The sequence below is a fragment of the Reticulibacter mediterranei genome (assembly GCF_016587455.1).
The window spans coordinates 1-21,047 of sequence record NZ_BNJK01000003.1 but is presented as its reverse complement, the minus strand read 5'-3'; the positions used below and the strand labels follow the sequence as shown (position 1 = coordinate 21,047).

General features: G+C 52.8%; 22 protein-coding genes and 1 pseudogene. 6 read left to right on the top strand and 17 right to left on the bottom strand.

What is annotated here, in order from left to right:
* Positions 1–264 precede the first annotated feature (264 nt).
* The 6 genes from K3T83_RS52810 to K3T83_RS52785 all read left to right on the top strand — a co-directional run bounded on the left by K3T83_RS52810 (position 265) and on the right by K3T83_RS52785 (position 3,441).
* Complete coding sequence (locus K3T83_RS52810; RefSeq protein WP_220211185.1) at positions 265–735, top strand: hypothetical protein; 471 nt, start codon at positions 265–267, stop codon at positions 733–735.
* Between the two features lie 324 nt (positions 736–1,059).
* Positions 1,060–2,166 carry a beta propeller repeat protein gene (locus K3T83_RS52805; protein WP_220211184.1) on the top strand — a complete coding sequence of 369 codons (1,107 nt, stop codon included), beginning with the start codon at positions 1,060–1,062 and terminating at the stop codon, positions 2,164–2,166.
* Entirely contained in the window at positions 2,163–2,618 is a 456-nt protein-coding gene (locus tag K3T83_RS52800) for a hypothetical protein (protein ID WP_220211183.1), read from the top strand. Before K3T83_RS52805 ends, K3T83_RS52800 begins: the two co-directional genes overlap by 4 nt.
* Before the next feature lie 77 nt (positions 2,619–2,695).
* Positions 2,696–2,845, top strand: coding sequence for a hypothetical protein (locus K3T83_RS52795; RefSeq protein ID WP_220211182.1), 150 nt, complete (start codon positions 2,696–2,698; stop codon positions 2,843–2,845).
* Positions 2,846–2,960: 115 nt separating this feature from the next.
* The gene (locus K3T83_RS52790; RefSeq protein ID WP_220211181.1) at positions 2,961–3,233 is read left to right on the top strand and encodes a hypothetical protein; all 273 of its coding nucleotides are present in this window, start codon (positions 2,961–2,963) and stop codon (positions 3,231–3,233) included.
* Positions 3,196–3,441: a hypothetical protein gene (locus K3T83_RS52785; protein WP_220211180.1), complete on the top strand. Its 246-nt coding sequence runs from the start codon at positions 3,196–3,198 to the stop codon at positions 3,439–3,441. Before K3T83_RS52790 ends, K3T83_RS52785 begins: the two co-directional genes overlap by 38 nt.
* 376 nt (positions 3,442–3,817) lie before the next feature.
* On the opposite strand, the gene K3T83_RS52780 is transcribed toward K3T83_RS52785, so the two are convergent.
* The 17 genes and pseudogenes from K3T83_RS52780 to K3T83_RS52700 all read right to left on the bottom strand — a co-directional run.
* Positions 3,818–4,054 (bottom strand): hypothetical protein, encoded by a 237-nt coding sequence (locus tag K3T83_RS52780; RefSeq protein ID WP_220211179.1) that lies wholly within the window; start codon positions 4,052–4,054, stop codon positions 3,818–3,820.
* A gap of 405 nt (positions 4,055–4,459) precedes the next feature.
* Entirely contained in the window at positions 4,460–4,750 is a 291-nt protein-coding gene (locus tag K3T83_RS52775; protein ID WP_220211178.1) for a hypothetical protein, read from the bottom strand.
* A gap of 64 nt (positions 4,751–4,814) precedes the next feature.
* Positions 4,815–5,672 carry a class I SAM-dependent methyltransferase gene (locus tag K3T83_RS52770; protein WP_220211177.1) on the bottom strand — a complete coding sequence of 286 codons (858 nt, stop codon included), beginning with the start codon at positions 5,670–5,672 and terminating at the stop codon, positions 4,815–4,817.
* A gap of 4 nt (positions 5,673–5,676) precedes the next feature.
* Positions 5,677–8,886, bottom strand: coding sequence for a S41 family peptidase (locus K3T83_RS52765; protein ID WP_220211176.1), 3,210 nt, complete (start codon positions 8,884–8,886; stop codon positions 5,677–5,679).
* Between the two features lie 2 nt (positions 8,887–8,888).
* Positions 8,889–9,329 carry a riboflavin biosynthesis intermediates N-glycosidase gene (gene ybiA / locus K3T83_RS52760; RefSeq protein WP_220211175.1) on the bottom strand — a complete coding sequence of 147 codons (441 nt, stop codon included), beginning with the start codon at positions 9,327–9,329 and terminating at the stop codon, positions 8,889–8,891.
* A gap of 14 nt (positions 9,330–9,343) precedes the next feature.
* A complete protein-coding gene (locus K3T83_RS52755; protein WP_220211174.1) occupies positions 9,344–9,664 on the bottom strand; it encodes a hypothetical protein in 321 nt (106 codons plus the stop codon).
* 60 nt (positions 9,665–9,724) lie between these two features.
* The gene (locus tag K3T83_RS52750) at positions 9,725–10,333 is read right to left on the bottom strand and encodes an HD domain-containing protein (RefSeq protein WP_220211173.1); all 609 of its coding nucleotides are present in this window, start codon (positions 10,331–10,333) and stop codon (positions 9,725–9,727) included.
* Between the two features lie 137 nt (positions 10,334–10,470).
* Positions 10,471–10,953 (bottom strand): riboflavin biosynthesis intermediates N-glycosidase, encoded by a 483-nt coding sequence (gene ybiA, locus K3T83_RS52745; RefSeq protein ID WP_220211172.1) that lies wholly within the window; start codon positions 10,951–10,953, stop codon positions 10,471–10,473.
* 279 nt (positions 10,954–11,232) lie between these two features.
* Positions 11,233–11,793, bottom strand: a complete 561-nt coding sequence (locus tag K3T83_RS52740) for a hypothetical protein (protein ID WP_220211171.1) — start codon at positions 11,791–11,793, stop codon at positions 11,233–11,235.
* Positions 11,794–12,084: 291 nt separating this feature from the next.
* A complete protein-coding gene (locus K3T83_RS52735) occupies positions 12,085–13,500 on the bottom strand; it encodes a methyl-accepting chemotaxis protein (protein ID WP_220211170.1) in 1,416 nt (471 codons plus the stop codon).
* A gap of 110 nt (positions 13,501–13,610) precedes the next feature.
* On the bottom strand, positions 13,611–14,723 hold the full coding sequence (locus K3T83_RS52730) for a serine/threonine-protein kinase (protein WP_220211169.1): 1,113 nt from the start codon (positions 14,721–14,723) through the stop codon (positions 13,611–13,613).
* A gap of 66 nt (positions 14,724–14,789) precedes the next feature.
* The gene (locus K3T83_RS52725) at positions 14,790–16,400 is read right to left on the bottom strand and encodes an APC family permease (RefSeq protein WP_220211168.1); all 1,611 of its coding nucleotides are present in this window, start codon (positions 16,398–16,400) and stop codon (positions 14,790–14,792) included.
* Positions 16,401–16,449: 49 nt separating this feature from the next.
* The gene (locus K3T83_RS52720; RefSeq protein WP_220211167.1) at positions 16,450–17,514 is read right to left on the bottom strand and encodes a GNAT family N-acetyltransferase; all 1,065 of its coding nucleotides are present in this window, start codon (positions 17,512–17,514) and stop codon (positions 16,450–16,452) included.
* Positions 17,515–17,546: 32 nt separating this feature from the next.
* Positions 17,547–19,052 (bottom strand): APC family permease, encoded by a 1,506-nt coding sequence (locus tag K3T83_RS52715; protein ID WP_220211166.1) that lies wholly within the window; start codon positions 19,050–19,052, stop codon positions 17,547–17,549.
* Positions 19,053–19,385: 333 nt separating this feature from the next.
* Positions 19,386–19,895: a universal stress protein gene (locus K3T83_RS52710; RefSeq protein ID WP_220211165.1), complete on the bottom strand. Its 510-nt coding sequence runs from the start codon at positions 19,893–19,895 to the stop codon at positions 19,386–19,388.
* A gap of 85 nt (positions 19,896–19,980) precedes the next feature.
* Entirely contained in the window at positions 19,981–20,787 is an 807-nt protein-coding gene (locus tag K3T83_RS52705) for a radical SAM protein (RefSeq protein ID WP_220211164.1), read from the bottom strand.
* Positions 20,787–21,047 (bottom strand): annotated as a pseudogene (locus K3T83_RS52700) (sugar-binding domain-containing protein); the annotation flags it as partial. The gene K3T83_RS52705 and the pseudogene K3T83_RS52700, both read right to left, overlap by 1 nt.

The following is a 21,047-nucleotide window of genomic DNA, read 5'->3' as shown; positions in this document are numbered from 1 at the left end:
TGGATGAACGCTCATTATATGGCCCTTTTGTGAGCATATTCTTCACGTAGCAGATCTTGGTGGATGGCTGCTATCCCCAGTGCTTGTTCCACCTTGTCTGTCCGCTCTCCCCCGTTGCATGCTGTCACTACCCCATGTTGCACCCAGGTTGTTCCCATGATGTTCCTAGCTTGTCCCTATCATGGGGAAGTAAGCTGTTCTTGCGATGGGTTGGGTAACCGAGCGAGGGACTCGGGCTGCCTATCGAAAGAGCAAGGAGGGCGTATGAGGATCCCGAGACAGCAGAAGCGGAGCGCCTTGGTGCTGATAGCGGCGCTGGTGCTGGCGACGGTGTGTAGAGGAGGACAGGCGCATGCAGGGAGTATCCAGGTGCTCAGCTGCCACGCGAGCAGGCAAGACGTGTGCAACACCTCGTATGCAGTGTATCATTTGAGCAAATTTCATACCACGCCGGAGGGGCATACGATGGCGTGGTATTCGCGTGAGGGAGAAGTGATTGGGCACGATGTGGACCTGAATACAGCACTCAATTTGTCTGACCATCTCTCCTGTGGATGGTTCTGGTTGAGCACGTGTGCGGTGGAACTGGAAGTGACTTCTGCTGGGTTTACCGGGTGGAGAGATATCAGCATACGATGGAGCGGGGCAATAAAAGAACATCAAGATCTCTTTTATTCTCCTCTATCCATTTGCAGGAATATCTTCTGTCAGCGCGTTTGGTTGCTTCTCTTATGAGGAATGTTGCGATCTGTACGTGGATCTCGCCTCTCTTTTTTTATACATACAGGCATTGGAGCGAGAACTAGGGTGTGCGGGTGAGGCTACCTGATGCTGTGATGTTCCTATGATGCTCCCAGGTTGGAGAGGTAGAGTGGTGTGAGGGCGGAGAACCGTCACGAAAGAGAAGGCCGTGGACGTTGTTGCGGCGGGGCAGAGAGCATAAGGATGGGAAGCCGTCTTGCTGCGGCGCGTGGTGGGTGCGACTGTAATGGATAAGCGTTTGCACAGCTGGTGTGCTGCCTGGAGGACGATCCTCTTATCAGAAAGGAAGAGAATAGGATGCGTTGGCAAAGAAACGTCCTGGTGTGTGGAGTTCTGCTGTTGCTTGTGTGCGTGAGCGTCTGGGGGGTGTTCCGCTTGCACCCCTTTGGCGCTCTATGGTCAGTGGGAGCGGTGCCTGTTGCCGAGAGAATGAATCTGAGCGATAGCGCGATGGTGTCCCCAGAGGAGGGGTGGGCGGTCGGAGTGGTAGCAGGTCAACCGAATTACGTGTTGCTGCATTATCAGCATGGACAGTGGAGGCGTGAGCTGCCCTTTGGAGAGGGCACGCGTGAGTTGCCTGAATTGGGCGTCAGGCTTGCGAGCGTTGCGATGACATCGGCCTCTGAAGGATGGGCGATAGGAGCGGGTTTTCTGCCAACGGCCTCGCCCACTCCAACAACCTCTGGTATCGAACAAAATGGCACACTAGGAACGGTGTTGCTGCGCTATCACCAGGGGTGGTGGAGCGTGTTCAAACAATGGGCAACCGATCCTGAGTTCACCCGTATTGCCATGCATGGCCCGCAACAGGGATGGCTGCTTGGCAGCAATGGAGCGGAAACGACCCTGCTCCGATATGATGGAGATCAGTGGCGACCCCTGGCGCTCCCACAGCGCATCCGCACGAGCGCCTTTCATACCCTGGTGCCAGATGGCGACAAAGGGATCTGGCTGGCAGGAACCACCCTGGCGCACTACGATGGTACAGTGTGGAGGCAGACGGCACTTCCGGTGAATCCCTCCTCGCCTATTGTCTTATTCGGGCTATCGATGATTTCCCCTGATGAAGGGTGGGCGGTTGGCTCGGTGAGCAACTCAGCTCAAGGTGTGATCCTGCATTATCAGCGAGGGCGTCTCGACATGCAAAGCACGGCCTCTACTCCTGTGCTGACGAATGTGACCATGCGTTCAGCCTCCTCTGGGTGGGCCGTTGGAGCGAGAGGAGCCATCCTGGCCTATCACCATGGAATCTGGACACCAGTCGCTAGTCCGAGCGGGCAGGCGTTGCAACACGTGGCGTTGGCTCCGCATTCGGATGATGCCTGGGCGGTTGGAGATACGGGGACCATCCTACGATATCATGAGGGGCAATGGACTCCTTCACTCATTGAGGAGGACGGATGAAGGCATATCCCCGGACGTGTCAGACATGTGGGAGAGGCTGTGTTGGGCGAGTGTGCCGGGCGTGCTACACTAAAGCACCAAGGAAGAGTATCTGGCGGCATGAGTGGGCGTATATCTACGAATTGCATGATCCCGACAGTGGACAGGTGCGCTACGTGGGGTGCTCAGAGCATCCCGGGGTGCGTTTGACGCTGCATGTGCATAACGCCTGGAAAGAACGGTCGCCTAAGGATCTGTGGATCAGAACGCTCTTGCGAGCGGGGAAGCGGCCGGTGCTCAAGGTGGTGAAGAAGGTATCGTATGCGCAGCGACTCGAGGAAGAACAACGCCATATCCGGGTGTTGCTCGATGCGGGAGCGGATCTCTTGAATGTGGTGGTGCGGGGCACCAAATGGTGGCACCGCGTGCGTGCTCCTGGTAGTCATTCGATCTCGTCACCAAGAGGGAACTGAATCCCTCCGTTGTGTTTCCCTTTGTGTGTCAGAGGTCTCGTGATCAACGCCAGTGCCTGGAGGAGGGGGAGGTTGGTGTGTTGAGGATCGTGTGGTGGTGTCGCTGTATGGTAGGAGGAAGCCGTTGTACCGAGCAGGACCACAAGCAAGCGCAGGTCGGGGGATTGAAAGGGCGAGGATCTGGCAAGGTCGCAGGTTTTGCCAGATCCCTGCCAGATCCTCTGTGAGAGGAAGTATGTTAGCAACGCGCTAGATACGTACGATGAATGGAAGGCTCTCCCCCGGAGAGCAAAACAGGTATACTAGGATGAAGAGAAAGAACGAGAGAGAAGGGAGCAGGAGATGGACGAGGACCGTTGGGAGCGACGGGAGCGGTTGCGCCTTGCCTTGCTGCTGAGTCTCATCCTGCTAGCGAGCGCAGGGATGCTCTTTGTGTGGATGCGATCGCTATGGCTCCTGGTGGATGTCGCCGTCTGGATGACCGTTATGCTCGTGGTGCTGGTACTTGCCGAACAGGAGAGGTGGCAGCGGGAGCAGCAGCGCCGCTGGATCTGGTGGCTTTCCCCAGCGCTCTCGTATGCTAGTGCGTGTCTTGTTGTGGGGACTGACCAGTAATCTGGAGGTGGTGCTCCGGCCTGCTGGCTCGATCCGCTTACAGGCTCTATCCTGGGTAGATGGATGGACCATCTGTTTGCAATGGATGCTCTGGGGCATGTGTGGATGGAGCCTGATTCTCTCGCTCTTGTGGAGTGAGCGGATGCAGTGGGCTGTGCGGCGCTGGCACCGACGAAGGAAGCAGAGATGGGGGCGTCATAGACAGTAACCGACGCTGCTCTCTAGGTGCTCAAGGGCATTTTACAAAGGGATGGCACTGTGTGGGGACGTGAATGGAATTGGTTAAACTGTGCTCTCTAGTTCTTCTTTCTGACGACTGCTTTTTCGGTAAGTGTTGAACGGTGCTTCCAACAAAAGAGCGCCGAGCGGTCGTGTGAGGAGCAGCGCAAACTATGTGAGGTCTCTGACCAACAAGCAGCGATCGGCCCGAGTGAAGGGAGCAGTTCGGCGGAGTGATGTGTCACCGAAGCAGGCAGATGGTAGTTCCTTGCTTCTCTCTGACTGCTAGCGTTTGATGAGTTTGGTGTGCCGTAAATACACTGTCGGACTGAGCGTTTGTTGATCGTGGGGTCTTCGTCATTACTTTATTCCTTCACTAACTTCAGTTGTGTGATTTGGTATGTGTGCGCATCCATGTGAACCTCCGCCACCTTGTCAATTCCCCGAATGAGGCCGATACTGATGGTTCCCTGCTCGATTGAGAGGGAGCCAATTTCCATGATTTTGGGAAGAAGGCCACTTGCTATCTGCTCATCCAATTGCCTCAGCAGTGCAGCTTTTATTGCATCCAGTTGCGCCTCTAGCGACTCAGGCAGGTCCATTCTTTCTTTCTCTCTCCTCCTCACGAATGTTGTCTACAGCACACCATCTGATGCATGTAGTTCGAGTCGCTTGCAGAGGCTGATCTCTCCGACTGAGGTGAAACAACTTTTTACACTAGTGCTCAAGCAGGAAAACGCCACAATTGATGTGATTACGTTAGTATGTTACGCTCATATATAATTGTTCGACCTGGATGGGCTACAACGAACGAGCCGAGAACATGTGGCGACGACGCGGCTGACTCTAAGACGTGGAAAAGTGGTACGGGGAGAAGCGTACCACTTTTCCACGTCTTATCTCTCCTCGTCCGACTAGAGACTCGTAATTGAATACGCCTACGAATCTATTTGAACTTCTGCCTACTTACTGACCAAGGAGATCCAAGGATAATTGGCCTCCTCTGCTCAGTCTTCTTTCCAGTCTTCTTGCGCTGGCAGGAGGAGCGTGCTCCATCCCGTAGCGGGATCGTACGTCTGTATAACAACAATGTCATCAGGCATCGTCAGTCGATACTCCTCGACGCCAGCTGCGCTGTTACTAGTCTTTTCCTGCTTTGTTCCCTGTGGGAACATCACCGATACCATCAAATATCCATCAGGTGCAGTAGTCTGGACGACACAGCTATGCTCTCGCAGGAATGAAGTTGCTTGATGGTACAACGGTGTCGCGATGAGCACTTCGATTTGGTCTCCCATCTCTCTTTTTTCTTCCCCTGATTCCCTGCAAAATAATTCACAAGGTATGTATCAAGCCGCTTTCCTACCTGCTCGGCTTTTGGCCTATAATTGTTGTCCAGTGACTTAGTCCGCTGAATTCCTCCTGGTGCAAATCAATGAAGACCTTTTGAAAGAGCGCGCCAAAAGCCTGCTCTGTAATGAGACCAAGCGCGAGCAGCAACGGTTCCATTTGCACTCCTACGATACGGATATCATCCCTCGTATCGGGCCAAGCCGCTGTGGGGCCTGAAAAGTCCAGGGCGTGAGCGAGGAGGCGTATCTGTTGATACCCCTGAGTGTACATCCAGCGACGGAGTTGTGGTAAGATCGTCGGAGACCGCTCAGAAACCGCATAGTCGTTTGCTACAAGCAGCTTGAGGATGAGGTCCATAAAAGCATTGATTGCGTCACTGGTCGTCACCCCAAATTGAGCGGGTTCCGTCAAACGTAGGAGTCCACCAGGCCGCAACACTCGATGACACTCTGCCAGAAACGGAGGCCAGGCATCTTTTTTCAATACTGCGAGCATATAGCGAGCGTTGACCAACTCGAATGAATCGTCGGGAAAATCGAATGGCTCAGTGATATTCATCACACCAAATGAAGCATTGGTACGCCTCTGTGTACGTGCCCGTGCGTTAGCATAGTCGATCATCGGGCGGCTGATATCAACGCCTGCTACTTCCAGATGTGGATAGGCAAATGCTGTATCTAAGACCCATCCACCAGGTCCACAGCCCAGGTCGAGAACGGTATGGAGTGCAGAGGGATCAACGATGCCAGAAAGGGGGCCACCCATTGCTTGCGTTACCATGCGATCCTGCTTGATCAGGCGTGCCATTTCCGCTGCACTGAGAGGATCGAAGATATAGGTGTTTTTCTCGTTATTATCGTGTGACATATAGTTAGCTCCTTCCCAGATATGGCCGCTCGCCGGGCTGTGGTTCCAGCGTGGGTCGCTCTTCAATCATCTTGAGTGCTTCGGCAATAGCGCGGTCCAGTTGGGGATCGATGTTCTTGGCGTAATCCTGCGGGGCAACATCAACCTCGATATCAGGGTCGGTGCCGTAATTCTCGATGTTCCAGCCCACATCTTTGAACCAGTAGGCGTACTCTGGCTGGGTCGTCATGGTCTCATCGACCAACCAATGACGCGGCACATAGCCGATGACACCTCCCCAGGAGCGTTTGCCGATCAATGGACCAAGTCCCATCAGCTTAAAGCTATGGGAAAAGATGTCTCCATTCGATGCCGTCTGTTCATTCATCAACGCCACCATCGGACCTCGTGGGGACTGTTGGGGGAAAGGAAAAGGCATATTCCAACGGGGAAAGACTCTTCCGATGCGGCGACGTGCTAGCTTCTCTAACAACAACTCTGCGACGAACCCTCCATTGTTCCAGCGCACATCGATGAGCAGCGCTGGATAATCATACTCAGCCAGATAGCTGCGGTGGAATTCCCCAAAACCGCTGACCCCCATATCGGGAATATGCACATACCCCACGCGTCCATCAGAGACGGTATGCACATAGTGGCGCTGCTGCTTCACCCATTCACGATAGCGCATCTTCCACTCACTTTCCATCACATTGACCACGAGTGACCGTTGCTCTTGTGTATCTGCCTTTTCAATGGTGACCTGCACCGCATGACCACTTTGATTAACCAGCAATGCTTGTGGCGTGCGCTCACGGCTCACGCGCTGTCCGTTGATGGAGAGCACAGCATCCCCAACAGCCACACCCAGCCCAGGTGCAAGCAATGGAGAAGTCGTCTCGTTTTCGGAGGGATCGCCCTTGACGAGATGGGCAATGCGATACCGCTCCTGCTCGGTATCGTAGGACCAGTCCACCCCGAGGAACCCTTGATGGTAATGGGGTTGCGCTCGATACTCACCCCCCACTTCGTAGGCGTGCGAGGTTCCCAGTTCTCCTAGCATCTCCCAGAGGAGATCGGAAAGTTCCGAACGAGACGCCACCCGCTCCACTAATGGAGCATACTGCCTGTAGACCGCTTCCCAATCAACGCCCGACATATTTTCCACCCAGAACTGCTCGCGTTGCAGCCGCCAGGCTTCCGCAAACATCTGCCGCCATTCAGACGGCGGGGAGACCGACACCTTCACACGCCCCAGGTCTATCCACCCCGTCTCTTTGGTATAATCACTCTTATCCTCCTTCGGTTTCTCACCCGCTTTGAGCACACGCAACCGCTCATGCGAGTGATAGACCAGCGTTGTGCAATCACGTGAGAGCGTAAAACTGTTCACTCCAGTCAGCACGCGCTCACGTTTCTTCGTCTCAAAATCATAGGCATCGATCCTCCCTCGTGGCTCATTTTCCTCATCATCCTCATCTTCATCCTCCTCCACTTCGCCTTCTGGAACCGAGAGCAAGAGCGCTTTGCCTTTGATGCCCACAACGCTCAGGAAGCACCCCTCATCAACAGGAAATGGCACCACACGTTCGGCGATCCCCTCCAGATCAATAACGACTTGCTTCTTGTTTTCGCCCATATCCTTGCTCTCTTCTTCTTTCTTTCCCTCCTCTCCTTTTTCCCCAACGGGCGTCGCTTCTGGCCCGAAGGGGGAGCGAGTATCACGTTGCAGCATCATCGCATATGGTTTGACGCCACGCGGAAAGCCCAGTTCAAACTGCATGTTATCGTGGGTAGGATGGAAGAGACGGTAGCCCAGGAAGTAGAGGCATTTGCCCTTGGGATCAAATGATGGGCTGACATCATGCAAAATCGGCTCGGTGATCTGATGCGTCTGGCCGCTCTCGATCTCACAGAGTTTGATCGCTGTCTTGCGCGAAGGCAGACCAAAGCCATAGGCCAACCAGCGTCCATCGGGCGACCAGGACACACTCCTGATGAGTTTGGTCTCGCTGCGGTCGAGCACCCGTGCCGAAGCGGTCGCCAGATCGACCATCACCAGCTCATTGCGATGATTGGTCAGCACGATGACATCATTAGTAGGAGAGACAGACAAGCTCACGACGCGCCCAAATGCAATCTCGCTCAGTATGTTCGGCGAGCCTTCCTGTTCAGGATCAAAGATGACCAGCACCTCTCGTCCAGGTGCGTCACAGACCGCGACGTAGCGCTTGCCATCGTTCAACCACTCCAGGAACCGATAGCGCACCCCATCGGGTTCCCCGTGCTGCAAGACCGGTCCCTCCCAGTTGCCCAGCGAGAAGGCTTTCCCACGTGTGGTCAGCGCCAGCTTATGACCCTGGGGATGCAAGGCATAGGTATCCAGGTAGCGTCGGGCAGACACAAATTTGCGATTGCGCTGCGTCCGAATGCTTGGCAGTTCCACAGAGAGCTGACGCGTCTCGCCAACCGCCGGATCATAGAGGTACAGTTCAGCTCCCGCGTGATAGATCAGGCGCTCTCCATCGCTGGCAAGGCTGCGTGCATAAAAATCCTCGTGGTTCGTATGTCGCTGCACGTCTTCCCCCGCCGGAGTACAGGAATAGAGGTTCCCAACCCCTTCATAATCAGAGAGGAAGTAGATGCGATCACCCACCCAACAGGGATCAGCCACATTCCCATTGACATGCAGGAACCGCTGAAAGGTGCCGCTCCCCTTCGCATCGCACCACAAGTGCCCAACAGTTCCCCCACGATAGCGCTTCCACCGCGCCATATCCCTGATATTACGGCCAAGCACAATCCCTCCCTGCGGCCCATAAGCAATCGCGTTGGCCTGTCCAAGAGGAAGCTCACGCGGCATGCCTCCGCCCAGAGCAACAGCAGAAATGGTGTAGTAGCGTGGGGAAAATTGATGCGCATTGCTGGCATACAAGACTTCATCGCCCGACTGTGACCAGCCCAACACCTGACACTCACCAGCGTCATAGGTCAAACGGCGAATCTGCCCGCCATTCGCAGGCATCACATAAACCTCGCTTGGCCCCTCCTCGCATCCTACAAAGGCCAGCCAGTGTCCATCAGGAGAAAAGCGGGGAGAACTCACCTCACCAACTCCCGCCGTCAGGCGCTCAGCACGCCCTCCCGAAGCCGATACTAGCCAAAGATCATCCTCAGCCACAAACACAATACGATCCTGAAATACATGGGGAAAACGTATATACCCTTTTACCACACTTATTCTCTCTCTCTCAATATCGTTCTGACCTCGACGAGAATTTGGCCGAGCCTATTTTTGCCGCTGCCGTCCTGTCCGCAACCCCAGTAGTAATCATCTCTTGTCTTTTCAACTATCTCTTCTTCGCCAGTGGCAAGTAAGATCTCGCGAAGCTGAGTATGAGTCTCAAATTTGCGCAGGACAGCGCGGCGCATGACCTCATCTTTCACCTGATCCCAATCAGGGTGCAGAGGGAGTTCGCGATCTCTTCCGAGGCGAATCGCTCCCTTCACATCAGATTCCAGGCGTACCTCCTCCTCACGCTCAGTCCCGGCAAATTTTTGCGCTTGAAAGTAATGTTCCGCCGTCGGCCAGGGCTTTCCATCGATCAATATTTCCGATGGAAAGAGATTCGAGAAACAAGCAAAGTCTTCATCAAGATGATAGAAGTAGATTGTCATAGTATTTCCTTTCCTCAAAAAACAAGATGCACCAACCATCCAGGGCGAGATGGCAGGCTCCGTTCTGCCAGATCGAAGGTGAATGTCCAATCGCCAGGCCACTCAAATATGCCTGAGTGAGCAGGTGCATCTCTCTTCCCATAAAAATAGGTACTCCAGATGAAGTCTCCAGCTTGCACATACTGATCAGCATACAGAAGATCCACCTCCAGCCCTCTCGCTGTTCGTTGGAGCCTCTGGATACGTCCCACCCGAACCTGCTCAGTAGGTTCATCAAAACAAACAACCATCATGCCTTCCGCTGGCACACGCACGAGTTCGAGTGCTTTCTTCATCGTTCCTCCCAAATGACTCCCTCATCTCTCCATATCTCCCCTCTCCATATAAAAAGAGGGTCAGAGCGTGCTTCCTGTCACCATCAGCGTCTCCCGGAGAAAGTCATGCGCCAGCGTCTCCAATTCCCTCTCGATCTCCGTAGCCTCCAGGTGGCGGGCTAATGGCACATAAAAGGTCAGTGTTTCCAGCGCAATCATCTGTTGCTCATCGGGGCGTAAATCTCCCAATGTCCGCATGTTGCGCAGGCGATCCGCCAGTTTAAGCCAGCCAGCACGCCTATCGGTCTCCATCGCCTGCAAGAGTTTGTGGCTGGCAATGGTATGCAGCAGATACCGAGGTAGCACCTCTGCCTCTGGCACGGTGACGGCATCCACCAGATGTGCGACGGTAGCCCCAAACTGGGTATGTAGTGCCAAGAGCGAATAGCCAGCATCTTCCACCACATCATATAGTATTGCGGCACAGATCACCTCGGCATCCAGGCCCATCTGGACCACAATGAGGGCAACCGCCAGTGGATGTTCTACAAAGGGTTCTCCCGAACGGCGCACCGCTCCCTGATGTGCCTGAGATGCGACCATCACTGCTCGTTTGATCATGTCTTGTGCTTCCGATGTCAACACACTCCAGGCCGAGAGCAGTTGTTCCTCTTGCATATTCACGTTCATTGCCTCTCCAGACTCGTGCGGGGTGACATCTCCTTGTGTTGTGCCCCCCGTCCTTTCCGTCTTGCAGGCGATAAACCTGTAAAGAAAGAAAGTAAGAGTCATATTTCCCTTAGGGTCACTTGCCATATCTCGTGTCTCTAGTAAACTGCTATCACGCGGCTACTACACACTCTCTCACGCAATATCGTTCGTACTTCTACGAGAATGTGACCAAGCCTATTTTTGCCATTACCATCCGGCCCACATCCCCAGTAAGGATCAAGCCGGTTGTTTTCAATAATCTGTTTCTCTCCAGTGGCAAGTAAGACCTTCGCAAGGTCTTCATAGGTTGCAAACTTGTGCAGCACTGCCTCGCGCATCACGTCATCTTTCACCTGTTCCCAATCGCGACGGAGAGGGAGGCGAGGATCTCTTCCGATCTCGGTCGCAATCTGTGGCGTCGGAGCAAGACGGATCTGTTCAGCATATGCCGTACCAGCGAATTTTTGCGCCTGAAAGTAATGTGCAGTTGTCGGCCACCAACGGCTCTTCATGACAATGCTATGTGACGAAAAATTGGAAAAACAACCATACAGCCCTTCTACCTTATAGAAAAAGATAGCTTCTGCTCGTGATGACATTTTTATCCTCCCCACATGATTTGTTTCTATGATAGAGCGCTTCTTTAACATACTGCTGCCTGTACTCTTTTTGAGGCAGGCTATCTTTCCTTTCTCCACTATCGATTCACCAAGCCCGCCTCGTTTTGGCGCACTTCTCTTGTGCTTGCACCTCAGTGCGTCGAGCAGGGAAAAGAGGGTGGGTGTCATGAACTGCTCTGCAGAGCAATTGGATGCGATTCCCTGTCCTCCCTTTTCCATTTTCCGCTGGCATAGATGTGTTTTTTCCTCCTCGTTCCCTCATGTGCAGCGAACTGAAGGATGATCGACGGGTTGTTCGTCGATGGATGGTGTACCATTCTGGAGGAGCTGAATACCGCGCCCTCCCGTTGCATGCTTCGCTTGAATGGAACTGATGCGATAGTCGTTAAATTCCAAATTACTCGGCGAAATCTTTATGCCTAGTGGGAAGAGCTGCTGATTACATGTCCCAATGCGTTCTTCTAGGCGCGCATTACTGGTGACTTGTTGCGCGCCTGCACACCCCTCCTTCAGAGATGCAATAAGGTAGTCAGAGAGGTTCAAAATCTGATAGGCAGCTACCGGGAACGGGTGCGCAAGAACAAATGCAACGAAGAGATGTAAATGCATTTCATTCAGCCTTGTTTCTGCCAGAAGAGGATCTCCTCTTCGCACTGTACCAGTCTCGGCGTCAATGAGTACTCGCTGTGTATCTTCAAAGAGGCCATCCAGCAGGAAGGCATACTGGTGGTTTCCTACTTGATGGTGAGGATCAAGATGATCCAGATGAAAAAGCTCGACTACAGAAGGTCGCTTTATCGTTGCTAGATCTTTTTCCATGTGTTACTCTACTCCGTTTCTGAACGTGGTCGCGGCCTGGATGAGACTGCCTTCCTGGTTGAAATAGACTATGTGTCCCCCAGGGATCCGCGCATATGGTGTCGATGAGCATGGTCGAGCGAGGATCTTGTGTTCATTCCCCCATGGAACTTTCAAAGTTTTTTGCGAGGATCACCTGCTTCAGTGGAGAAGGCATGAACCCGCAAAGAGCGAGAGGACCCTTTTGGGAGAGATCTATTGAGCAGAACCCTCTTTCTTCTTCTTGGGGCTGCATCTTGAGCACCTCTTTCTTTATGAACTTGCGAGAGCAACATCTGCTCGCACCTGAAAGACCTCGACAGACTGCTGTAATGTCCCTGCAAAATCCGTGAGCGTCTTCATCTGTTGCTTCACCACGAGCGTTGTTTGATCATTGTGCTTGGCGATCACTGCGACTTCCTGTATGGATTGGACAGCAGCATGAGAAAATTGCAACTGTTGCTCAACGTGCAGATGAACGCGTTCAATCTCCCTGGCCTGCTGCTCCACATGCTGAAAAATACGTAACAACGCCTCTTCTGTCTCTTTGATGAGCCTCGCTCCTACATCGGTTTCGCGTTCGGTTTCTTGCATCGCATAAGTCGCCTCGAAGATATCTTCACGGACTCCCCGTACGATCTTTGTGATCTTTTGCGCTTCCGCTTTGGCCCGTTCTGAGAAGCGCCGAATCTCCTCGGCGACGGCGGCAAATCCTTTGCCGTGTTCGCCGGCCATAGCCGCTTGAATGGAGGCGTCCAGCGCAAGCCGCTGGGTATTTTGTGCAAGCGTTGAAATGAGTTCAGTAATTGTTCCGATTTCTTCTGATCCCGCAGAAAGCTTTGCAACGGAAATTGCCGTCCCGTGAACACGTTCATGAATGTGTTTGATGGCCTGACTGGTTTGCTGAAGTAACTTCCTGCCCATTTCGGCTGCCTGACTGGTTTGCAGAGCCGACTGCCCCAAGCCCCGCCCCAGATCTTCCAGTCGTTGGCTGACCGAGGCGATTTGCCCAACTTGCTGTGTCGCGACTCCTGTTTGCTGAATTTGTCGCTGGGCATTTTCCACCAGATGGGCCATCTGCTTGGCGGTTTGCGCTGTCGCTTGTTCCACTTCCCCAACCACACGCTTGACTCGTAAGACCAGCCTGCTCAATTCCTCAACCATGTAATTAAAAGAGTCTGCCAGCACTCCCAGGTCATCGGTGCTGACTTCGGCCTGAATATTCAGGTTGCCTTCGCCAATCCCGCTGACCTGGCTCACGAGTTGATCAATCCGACCTTGCAGGAAATCGCGTTGCCCTTGCGCCTCAGCTACAAGACGGCTAATCCGATCTAACATGAGATTGATGGAAGAGCCAACCAGAGAGAGTTCATCCTGTCCCTGCAGCGATGTTCGCGCCTGTGTATCGCCGTCGCTGATTTTCTTGGCAACAGCAGCAAGCTGGCTCAGCGGCTGTGTAATCGTAAGGTTGACAAGAAAGCCTAATGAATAGACGATAACAGCTGAAAGAACAAAGGCCATGATGATTCCTATTTGCAACGGTCTAGTGAGATCATTGAGATGATGGCTCGCCAATATGTTGATAGAGATGTATCCTATTCCCAGAGTGCTCGCACCTGGAAGGAGTGCTGCTAGCGTAAAAGCAAGAAAGAGTCTCTGGAAAATAGGTATGCTGTTCAAGAATTTCATTGGTGTTCTCCCTATAGTGTTTGTAGTCACTCACCATATCGAGCGCAGATGTTATGGAAGCCCCATCATATGTTCATGACCCTGCTGAAATAGTGCGTCTTGCATGGCCTTTAGGAGGAGAGCAAGAAGAGGCACCCAAAAAGAGTCAGGATTGTCCATATCCAGAAGTAGGCATCAAAACGAGGGGGAGGTGGTATGGGAGGCAACGTGTCTGGATGGGGAAGCGTCCCTTTCCGTTCAGCCGGGCGGGGGGGGGTCACGTCCATGACTCGGATCTCTGGAGCGGGTGGGACTAGAGCGGCGGAAGCATGCATGTGTTGGGCTGGTAATGCTAGCTGGCCTGCGAGCCTGCTTTTGCCTTCTTGCATGATGCCAGATACTGCCTCATGGTGCGGGTGCTCCTTTTGCTGTGGTTCTTTACTCATTGGCGAGATGAGCGCAAGCAGCTCCTCTGGACGCACAGAGCGTTTGGTCGGCTCTAGGTGAAGTGCTTGGGAAAAGAGCGTCTTCAAGGTGCTTGCAACGTCTGGATACATCAGAGCAACTTGCTCAATCTGTGCTCCAATATTGTGGGGAGGTTGCCCTGTCAGAGTGAACAGGATGGTGGCCATAGCAGCAGACAGATCTTGTGCCGATCCGATGGCCCCCCAGTCTGGAAGCGATTGCTGGTATTGAGTAGAAGAGGAGGAGCGAAGGGATGCAGGAGGTACACCTGCCAGAATCTCAGGAGAAAAGTGCGTGAGCACCCACCGACCTTGAGAGGCCACCCGTACATATTCGGGTCTGATAGATCCGTGAACCACGACTGGTTGCTGAATCGACATCCAGTATAAGAGTTGAAGGAGTTGCCGGCAGCCTGCGAGAGCATTCTGAAGGTTCAATGTGCCTCCAACCCGTTGCATATAGGTGGGTAGGCTTTCCCCAGGCAACTCAAAGACAAAGAAGTGGTGCCCATCTTCGGGAAAGGTCGCCAGCAACTTTGCAACGTGGGAGCGTTGATTGGAGCTGGTGAATCGCTTGGTCGCTTCCTGGATCAGTGCCGGAGACATCGCGTTCCTGCCATCTATCTCACACACTAACACAGAATGCTCTCCTCGGCGGCCGAGCCACCAGCATTCCTGGAGGTCTTCTCGAAAAGGAGGAACTGGTTGTTGTTCAATCAGCTCGTAGAATCCCTTTACTGTGCGTGGAGAGCGTTGCTCTCCGCTGGCGCGAGTATTCATGGTCTTAACCTCTTTCAGTCAAATGGAACCTTGCGCACCTGACGAGGCGCGCAAGGCCGAATGTATTCATGCTTCCTGAAGTATGTGCCCGAGTCCCTCAATGCGCTCTGGATACCGCTTTAAGAGCCACCATTTGTACCCTTCTCCCAAGACCATCCAACTCACGACCGCCAATGGCAGAATAATTTGGGGAAAGGGAGCTGGAGAGAGGCCAAGGGGTGTCAGAAAGGAAGCAAGGATGGGAAGCGAAGGCAGCGTCTGGGAAAGGAGCGGCAAGAGAAGCAATGTGCAACTCAAGACGACGGGAAGGACATGTTTCCACCAGCGTAATTCCTTCCTGCGCCATGCCTCGTAAGGCATTGCAATATTGGTGAAAATATAGACAATCACAATACTGATGCTGACAATAGTGGAGAGCCACTGGAAAATGACAATGCCATTCGTCTGCGTCCACTGCGTGCCGTCTGGTAGGCCTAACGCATAGACGATACTTCCGTCAGGATTGGTGTGCTGCATGAGGAAACAACCCAAGACGCTAAGAACACATACCGTAAAAAGGGACTGGGCGATCCCTGCAGCATACGGACTCTTCCAACGAGAATGGGTTCGCCCAAAGAATGAAGGGAGAATCTCCTCACGTCCCATGGCAAACAGATAGCGGGTTTGCACCTGGTGCATTGCACAAGCGCTGGCAAAATTGGAACTAATGACCAGTGCTGAAAGCAATTGTCCAAGCCAGGCACCGACAAACGTCGTCGCCAGGGTGACATATTGTAGGGGGGCATTTGCCACATTGCCCAAAACCGTCCCTGCTTGTTGCCAGCCAATCCCGATCGTGGCCGCATATGCGGTCCAGCTATAGAGAAGAGTGAGAGCCAACAACAAAGAAGAGAGCACTACAAGCATCTTACGGCGGGGATGACGAGTCTCTTCTCCATAGGCCACTCCCGTTTCAAAACCCATGAAAGCAAGAAAGGCAAAGGACATTGCAAGGCATATTCCCGCGAGTCCCCCTGGTGTCACTGCTTCGAGGGTGGCACCTGCGGGGGTAAACGTATGGAGCAGATCGTGCCCTGCGACCCCACCTTTGAGGGTAATAGCGCTATTGAGTAAGAGTAAACTCACCAACTCAAGGAGCGAAAAAACGGCCATGATCCAGGAGGCCAGTTGCACATCAAGGAGGGAAAGGACGAATACGATTCCGGTGAGGATCACTGCATAGCCTAACCATCCGAGGGGTAAATGGAAGCCCAGACTGGAAAGGATATTGTCCAAACTGCCACCCACGTTGGCTTGGAGGGAGATTTCAAACAGCGAATAGATTCCGAGGATCAGCCAGCCTGTCCGAAATCCCATGTGCGGCCCTAAGCTTTGTCGAACCCAGGTATAAAACGCACCAGCGCTCACGAAACGAGACGAAAAATAGATGACCGAACACGCCAACAGAAGAACTCCCACGCCTGAGAGTAGAAACACCAGTGGCGTTGCGGCTCCCGCTTGAGAGGCCATCACCGGAACGTTAAAGAGCATTGAGGCAACAGGGGCAATAGCAGCCAGACAGTTGCCGTAGAGTTCAAAGACACCCACGGCACCCGAGCGCAAATGATGAGGAGAAGCAAGGGCATGTTTGCTCCTTTCCTCTGCTGCTGCCTTGATTGATTCATCAGATGTTGTCATAGGTTTCCTTCCATGAGAACAAAGAGTGGTTGAGCTGTCCAGGCACAAGCTATAAGTGTAATGCTTCTCTCATATGAGGCAACCGCTGAAAGGTCGTCCAGAGTGGCTCAAAACCTGCATGGGGCCAGAAATGAGCGGCAAGCACGTTCCCAGGGCTATACCAAAGGATATACCCTTTGAGGTCTGGCAGAGGTTCAAACGCAGCAAGAGCAGCCTGTGTCAGGAGCGTGCCAATACCCTGTCCTCGTGCCGATTCTGCAACGCACACATTATCCAGGCAGCCATAGTGGCCTGGAGGGGTGAAACCTGGTTCTTCATCGGGGGAGACATGGCATAACAGGCACTCGGCCATTCCCACGATGTTCTGCCCCCTTTCTGCGATCAGAACCAGAGGTGCTCCCTCTTCGAGTGTCTCTCCATCCCACAGCCGAGCCAATCGTCTGCGGAAGCCATGGATTGCCGCCAGGCTTACGCGTGCGAAGGGGATACAGCGTGCGTGTACTCGTAGTTCTTCCTCAAACAAGTTCAGTAATGCCTCCTCATCTGAGGGATGTGCCTCACGGATCTGTGCGGTGCGGTGTGCCACCCGTGGGGCAAGAGATGGGGCGGAGAGCGGACGGAGCGCGCAGATACTATCGAGTAGAAAGCCATGCTCTAGCAGGATCGGCTCCAGCCAGTCCGTATCATGGCTGGGCCAGCGGATGAGATCTCCAGTGCTGCCTGCTCGCTGCCAGGAGGCCGAAAGTGCTGACAATACCATCGAAGTCACGTCTCTCACATCACGATCGGCGGGATTGGGCAACGTCAATGATTGGGCAATTCCATTGCGCTCTGTCAAAAACGCATGCAATAAGCTGTCCTTTGGGAGTTGCCAGATGTCGGGAGCCACGTAGCCACGTAGCTGCTTTTGGGCATCGAACACGGCGAGTGAGCTTGCGTGCCTCTCGCTTGGCTGGAGCATCAGGGCCGCTCTCACTTTGTGTGAGGGCCGTACAGCTTGCAGGCGTGGATCACGTGCCACCAAACGAGCTTCCTGCGCCTGGATGAATGCTATCACCTCCTCAAAAGAGGCAGAAAGACCAGAAACGGTGTAAGGAGAATGCGATGAAGCCATAGAAAAGTCCTTCCTAAAAGAAATATGCTTGTTTATCCTTGCATCTGTTCGTATCGAGCTTCACTGTTGCCGTACATCGTCAAGAGAAGGCAGAAGCCCAGACAGACCAGTATAGCCAAGCCAATGATGTACATCCAGTTTGTATTAGGAATGAGCGTGGGAATAAATGAATTGAGTAGCGTGGTGACGATACTGATGCCGAGCGTCAGCACTCCCAGGATCGCACAGAACAGGAGTGCAGGCAGGGAGAGAAACCACTGGGTCATCACGGCATGTCGGGCTTGAAGATAAAGGAGCGTGACGTTGACGAATGGAGCCATGTATGAAAGTGCCCAGACCAGGGTTAAACTGGCTCCAACGACATTGTAGGCAATACTATTCAGATCGCTGGCCGAGCGCCCAAGTCCTGTGAACAAGGGGACGATGAAATAGAGAACACTTGCAAACACCACGACCATTGCGACTTGAAAAAGAAGAGCATAGGTTGGTACGCGATATACATTCACTTTGCAGAATCGCCCCGAAAGGCGTCCATCGGCAGCAAAGGCGATCAGCAATCGGGAATAGCAGAGGTTGAGCGTGATTGCGATGATGAGGTAATAAAACCCAATATCTATAAGGAAGAGTTTGCCGATGAATGGGCCAAAAACACTGGTAACTGTGGCAACCAGCAATACAATAGGATTGGCCTGGTTGGCCGCAGCCTGGGCACCTTGTATGGTGAGAAGCGCGAAAAACCACACGAAATATCCTGCGAGCGTAAGGCCAGTACCCCAATACAGATGAGAGCGCGTGGCTTGTTGTCGGTTGCGTGTCTCGCCGATAAGGGCCAGAGGAATATTGCTTCCTAAGAGCGCTAAGGTGGTATTGCCGAAGAGTCCAGAATTGATCTGTGCAACCGAATGGGGGAGCACCCATTCGGTCGTCGCGCTCGGGCGTCCGCTCAACAACCAGATCAACGTCGCAGCCAGGATCAGGACCGTCGCCACTCCCATGCCAATGGTTGCGCCATTCATGATGGTTTGTACCGTTCGAGTTGGTCGTGTGGAAATGATCCCCACAAACGTGAGGGCAAAGAGGATGGCAGCCCCCTGTTGCCAGGGTTCTGTGAGCCAATGGGGATTGGCTGTCTGTGCGCAACTGTTGAGGACAATTAACGCATTGAGGATCGAAAGCACCCCGGGAAGCCAGGTACACAAGCTCACGAAGAAGGCCCAGTTTTTGCCCAGGCAATGAAACGTCCAGTTATAAATACCACCCTCGTGCGGGAAAATGGCGGCCAATTGTGCCATGACCACGGAACAGGGGATAAAGAAACACACCCCACAAATCACCAAATAGAGAAATACGACAGGCCCACCTGCTAAGATGGGGGTAATATTACTGATCCAGAATACATTAACGATCATCTGGGCGATAAGATCTCCAGACCCCAGAACAGGAGGTAACACCTCTGGGAGATACGTTTCTGAAGTTAAGGGCTGTCGATGGAAGACGGGACGTTGTGGTTCTGGACGAGGAATGAAAGTAACAGTCATAGCGAACTCCTCTTCTTTTTTTTATGTTGTATGGTATTAGGACATTTGCTACTCTACAAAAAATGACCTGGTTGTCATCTTTTGATATATGTATATGTATAAATGAAAAGAATCTAAAAATACGCTTTTTGTGAGATCGTACCTACAATTTCGTTTCGGAGCGATCATCATGGTTGTGACCTGCTGAGATACTCTGATCGATCACTACCACTCTAGCTCAAGAACATGCCATGAGTTCTCTCTGGTGATCGATCGGTTTTGTGTTCCTGGCGACGTTTTCCTCATCAAAGAATTTCAGGCCGAACTGCTATCCTTCTTCGCCTGTGAGATCGTTCATGGAGAGAAGTGGTGATTGTATGTGCATACAGTTGTTTCCTTCGATCCTTTGAATGACGATTTCTGCTCGGCAATGGGTTGTGGCCGTGGTGCGGGATCTTGTATGAGCCAGACACGGCAGAGAGCGTATGTCAGAACATGCTGGACAGTTTTGCCAAGCCCTTGTACGGGTTTGTTGTTAGTGCGTATCAGGCCAATCAGGATCAAAGCGCACTGATGATCGCTCGCTTCGTCAACGATAGCGGGTCCGGCATCGCGCGCCTGGACCACCTCGCAGACAGCTTCGCACCCAAATTTCTCTGCAATTTCCATTGCGGCATGAAGCAGCCTCTCTGCACGATCAGATTCTTGTGTTAAAACTGCTTTGAGCGGTAATGCACGTGGAACCTCAAGCACACGAATGAGATGTACTTTGCGTTTGGCACTCCGCGCCATCTGGCATCCCAGGTAGATAAGGTTGGTATCCAGTTTATTGTCACAGAGGACAACAGCAATGTCTCCAGTCACTCTTTCTCCCAAAGCAGATGTGCTTATCTCCGTTTCTTTCCTGGATCTGCCTGACCAGCGCATGAGATACCCTCCTCCTCATAGATCAAGCCGCAATATAACTATCTATCGCATCGGCGGATGACCAATAAACCGGGCCTCCGCAACTTTGAGCGAAAATTGCAACTTGCCGTAGACGTGGATCTTCATACCGCGTCCATACTGGATGATGGGCAGACCAGGAAATGATAGTCTCTTCCCCTGGTATCTTGCTTAAAGCTCCCTTTGGTAGGAAGCTGACAAAGCGTTCCTCTTTGTCGGCATACAGCGGACCTAATACAAACCCAGCACAGCCCGCACATAATGCCTCGCCTATCAAATGTTCGTATTCAGCCATCTCGATGTGAGGAAGGAACGGTTGCACGGCAATGAACGCAGGAATGCCAATGCGCATGAGGTTACTCACAGTTTGCATGCGTTGTTCGGGCGTGGGCGTACGAGGTTCTACCTTCTCAGCAGAGTGCCAGCAACTCAAGGAGACCAGTGCCGTGAAAGTAATCTCACTCGCAAGATTGCTCCGAATTTTGGCAAGGGCATCAAGCACTGTCCCTTCAATACAGGATTTTGTACTGAAATTCAGGTGCCTTCCCAGTTGAGCAAGGCGCTCTAGCATCATGACACCACGCTCAGGAAACGCAAAGGGATCACTATCATAGCCAAATTGAATCGTGTTGAACACATGGGTCTTTGCAAATTCCTCAAACTGCTCCAAAATCGTGCCAGCCCTGGTACGAGCGGGGCCAACCTCGCCGCCACGGGTGTAACAATATCTACATCCATAGGGGCAGGGTTTCCCAACCGGGACGAGAATGCGTCCCTTTTCAACTTCAAATTTAACTGGTAGTCCCCGCATTATTCTCCTCCTTCCGGCATCAAGTGCAACGCAGTAATATGATCAGTAATCAGGGTTGTAGGGAGTTGTGCGGCCAAGATTGCCCTGATTGCTGGTACACACGCTCTTCCCCCACCTGCCACCAGGATGACATTGAGATGAGGTGTGATAATGTGTTCGTGTAGACGAGGGATCTCCAGTCCTGTGACAGCATAGAGAGGTGGCTGCAACAGGTCGTTAAGACACCTTCCTTGTTCATCAAAGAACCAGTGATTAATATT

Excerpts from the sequence above, each read along its gene's own strand:
- K3T83_RS52720 (WP_220211167.1), bottom strand. The coding sequence starts at position 17,514 with ATGGCTTCATCGCATTCTCCTTACACCGTTTCTGGTCTTTCTGCCTCT.
- K3T83_RS52800 (WP_220211183.1), top strand. The coding sequence starts at position 2,163 with ATGAAGGCATATCCCCGGACGTGTCAGACATGTGGGAGAGGCTGTGTT.
- K3T83_RS52715 (WP_220211166.1), bottom strand. The coding sequence starts at position 19,052 with ATGACTGTTACTTTCATTCCTCGTCCAGAACCACAACGTCCCGTCTTC.
- K3T83_RS52810 (WP_220211185.1), top strand. The coding sequence starts at position 265 with ATGAGGATCCCGAGACAGCAGAAGCGGAGCGCCTTGGTGCTGATAGCG.
- ybiA (WP_220211172.1), bottom strand. The coding sequence starts at position 10,953 with ATGTCATCACGAGCAGAAGCTATCTTTTTCTATAAGGTAGAAGGGCTG.
- K3T83_RS52705 (WP_220211164.1), bottom strand. The coding sequence starts at position 20,787 with ATGCGGGGACTACCAGTTAAATTTGAAGTTGAAAAGGGACGCATTCTC.
- K3T83_RS52735 (WP_220211170.1), bottom strand. The coding sequence starts at position 13,500 with ATGAAATTCTTGAACAGCATACCTATTTTCCAGAGACTCTTTCTTGCT.
- K3T83_RS52755 (WP_220211174.1), bottom strand. The coding sequence starts at position 9,664 with ATGAAGAAAGCACTCGAACTCGTGCGTGTGCCAGCGGAAGGCATGATG.
- K3T83_RS52785 (WP_220211180.1), top strand. The coding sequence starts at position 3,196 with ATGCTAGTGCGTGTCTTGTTGTGGGGACTGACCAGTAATCTGGAGGTG.
- K3T83_RS52730 (WP_220211169.1), bottom strand. The coding sequence starts at position 14,723 with ATGAATACTCGCGCCAGCGGAGAGCAACGCTCTCCACGCACAGTAAAG.
- K3T83_RS52805 (WP_220211184.1), top strand. The coding sequence starts at position 1,060 with ATGCGTTGGCAAAGAAACGTCCTGGTGTGTGGAGTTCTGCTGTTGCTT.
- K3T83_RS52750 (WP_220211173.1), bottom strand. The coding sequence starts at position 10,333 with ATGAACGTGAATATGCAAGAGGAACAACTGCTCTCGGCCTGGAGTGTG.
- K3T83_RS52780 (WP_220211179.1), bottom strand. The coding sequence starts at position 4,054 with ATGGACCTGCCTGAGTCGCTAGAGGCGCAACTGGATGCAATAAAAGCT.
- K3T83_RS52725 (WP_220211168.1), bottom strand. The coding sequence starts at position 16,400 with ATGACAACATCTGATGAATCAATCAAGGCAGCAGCAGAGGAAAGGAGC.
- K3T83_RS52770 (WP_220211177.1), bottom strand. The coding sequence starts at position 5,672 with ATGTCACACGATAATAACGAGAAAAACACCTATATCTTCGATCCTCTC.
- K3T83_RS52775 (WP_220211178.1), bottom strand. The coding sequence starts at position 4,750 with ATGGGAGACCAAATCGAAGTGCTCATCGCGACACCGTTGTACCATCAA.
- ybiA (WP_220211175.1), bottom strand. The coding sequence starts at position 9,329 with ATGACAATCTACTTCTATCATCTTGATGAAGACTTTGCTTGTTTCTCG.
- K3T83_RS52790 (WP_220211181.1), top strand. The coding sequence starts at position 2,961 with ATGGACGAGGACCGTTGGGAGCGACGGGAGCGGTTGCGCCTTGCCTTG.
- K3T83_RS52740 (WP_220211171.1), bottom strand. The coding sequence starts at position 11,793 with ATGGAAAAAGATCTAGCAACGATAAAGCGACCTTCTGTAGTCGAGCTT.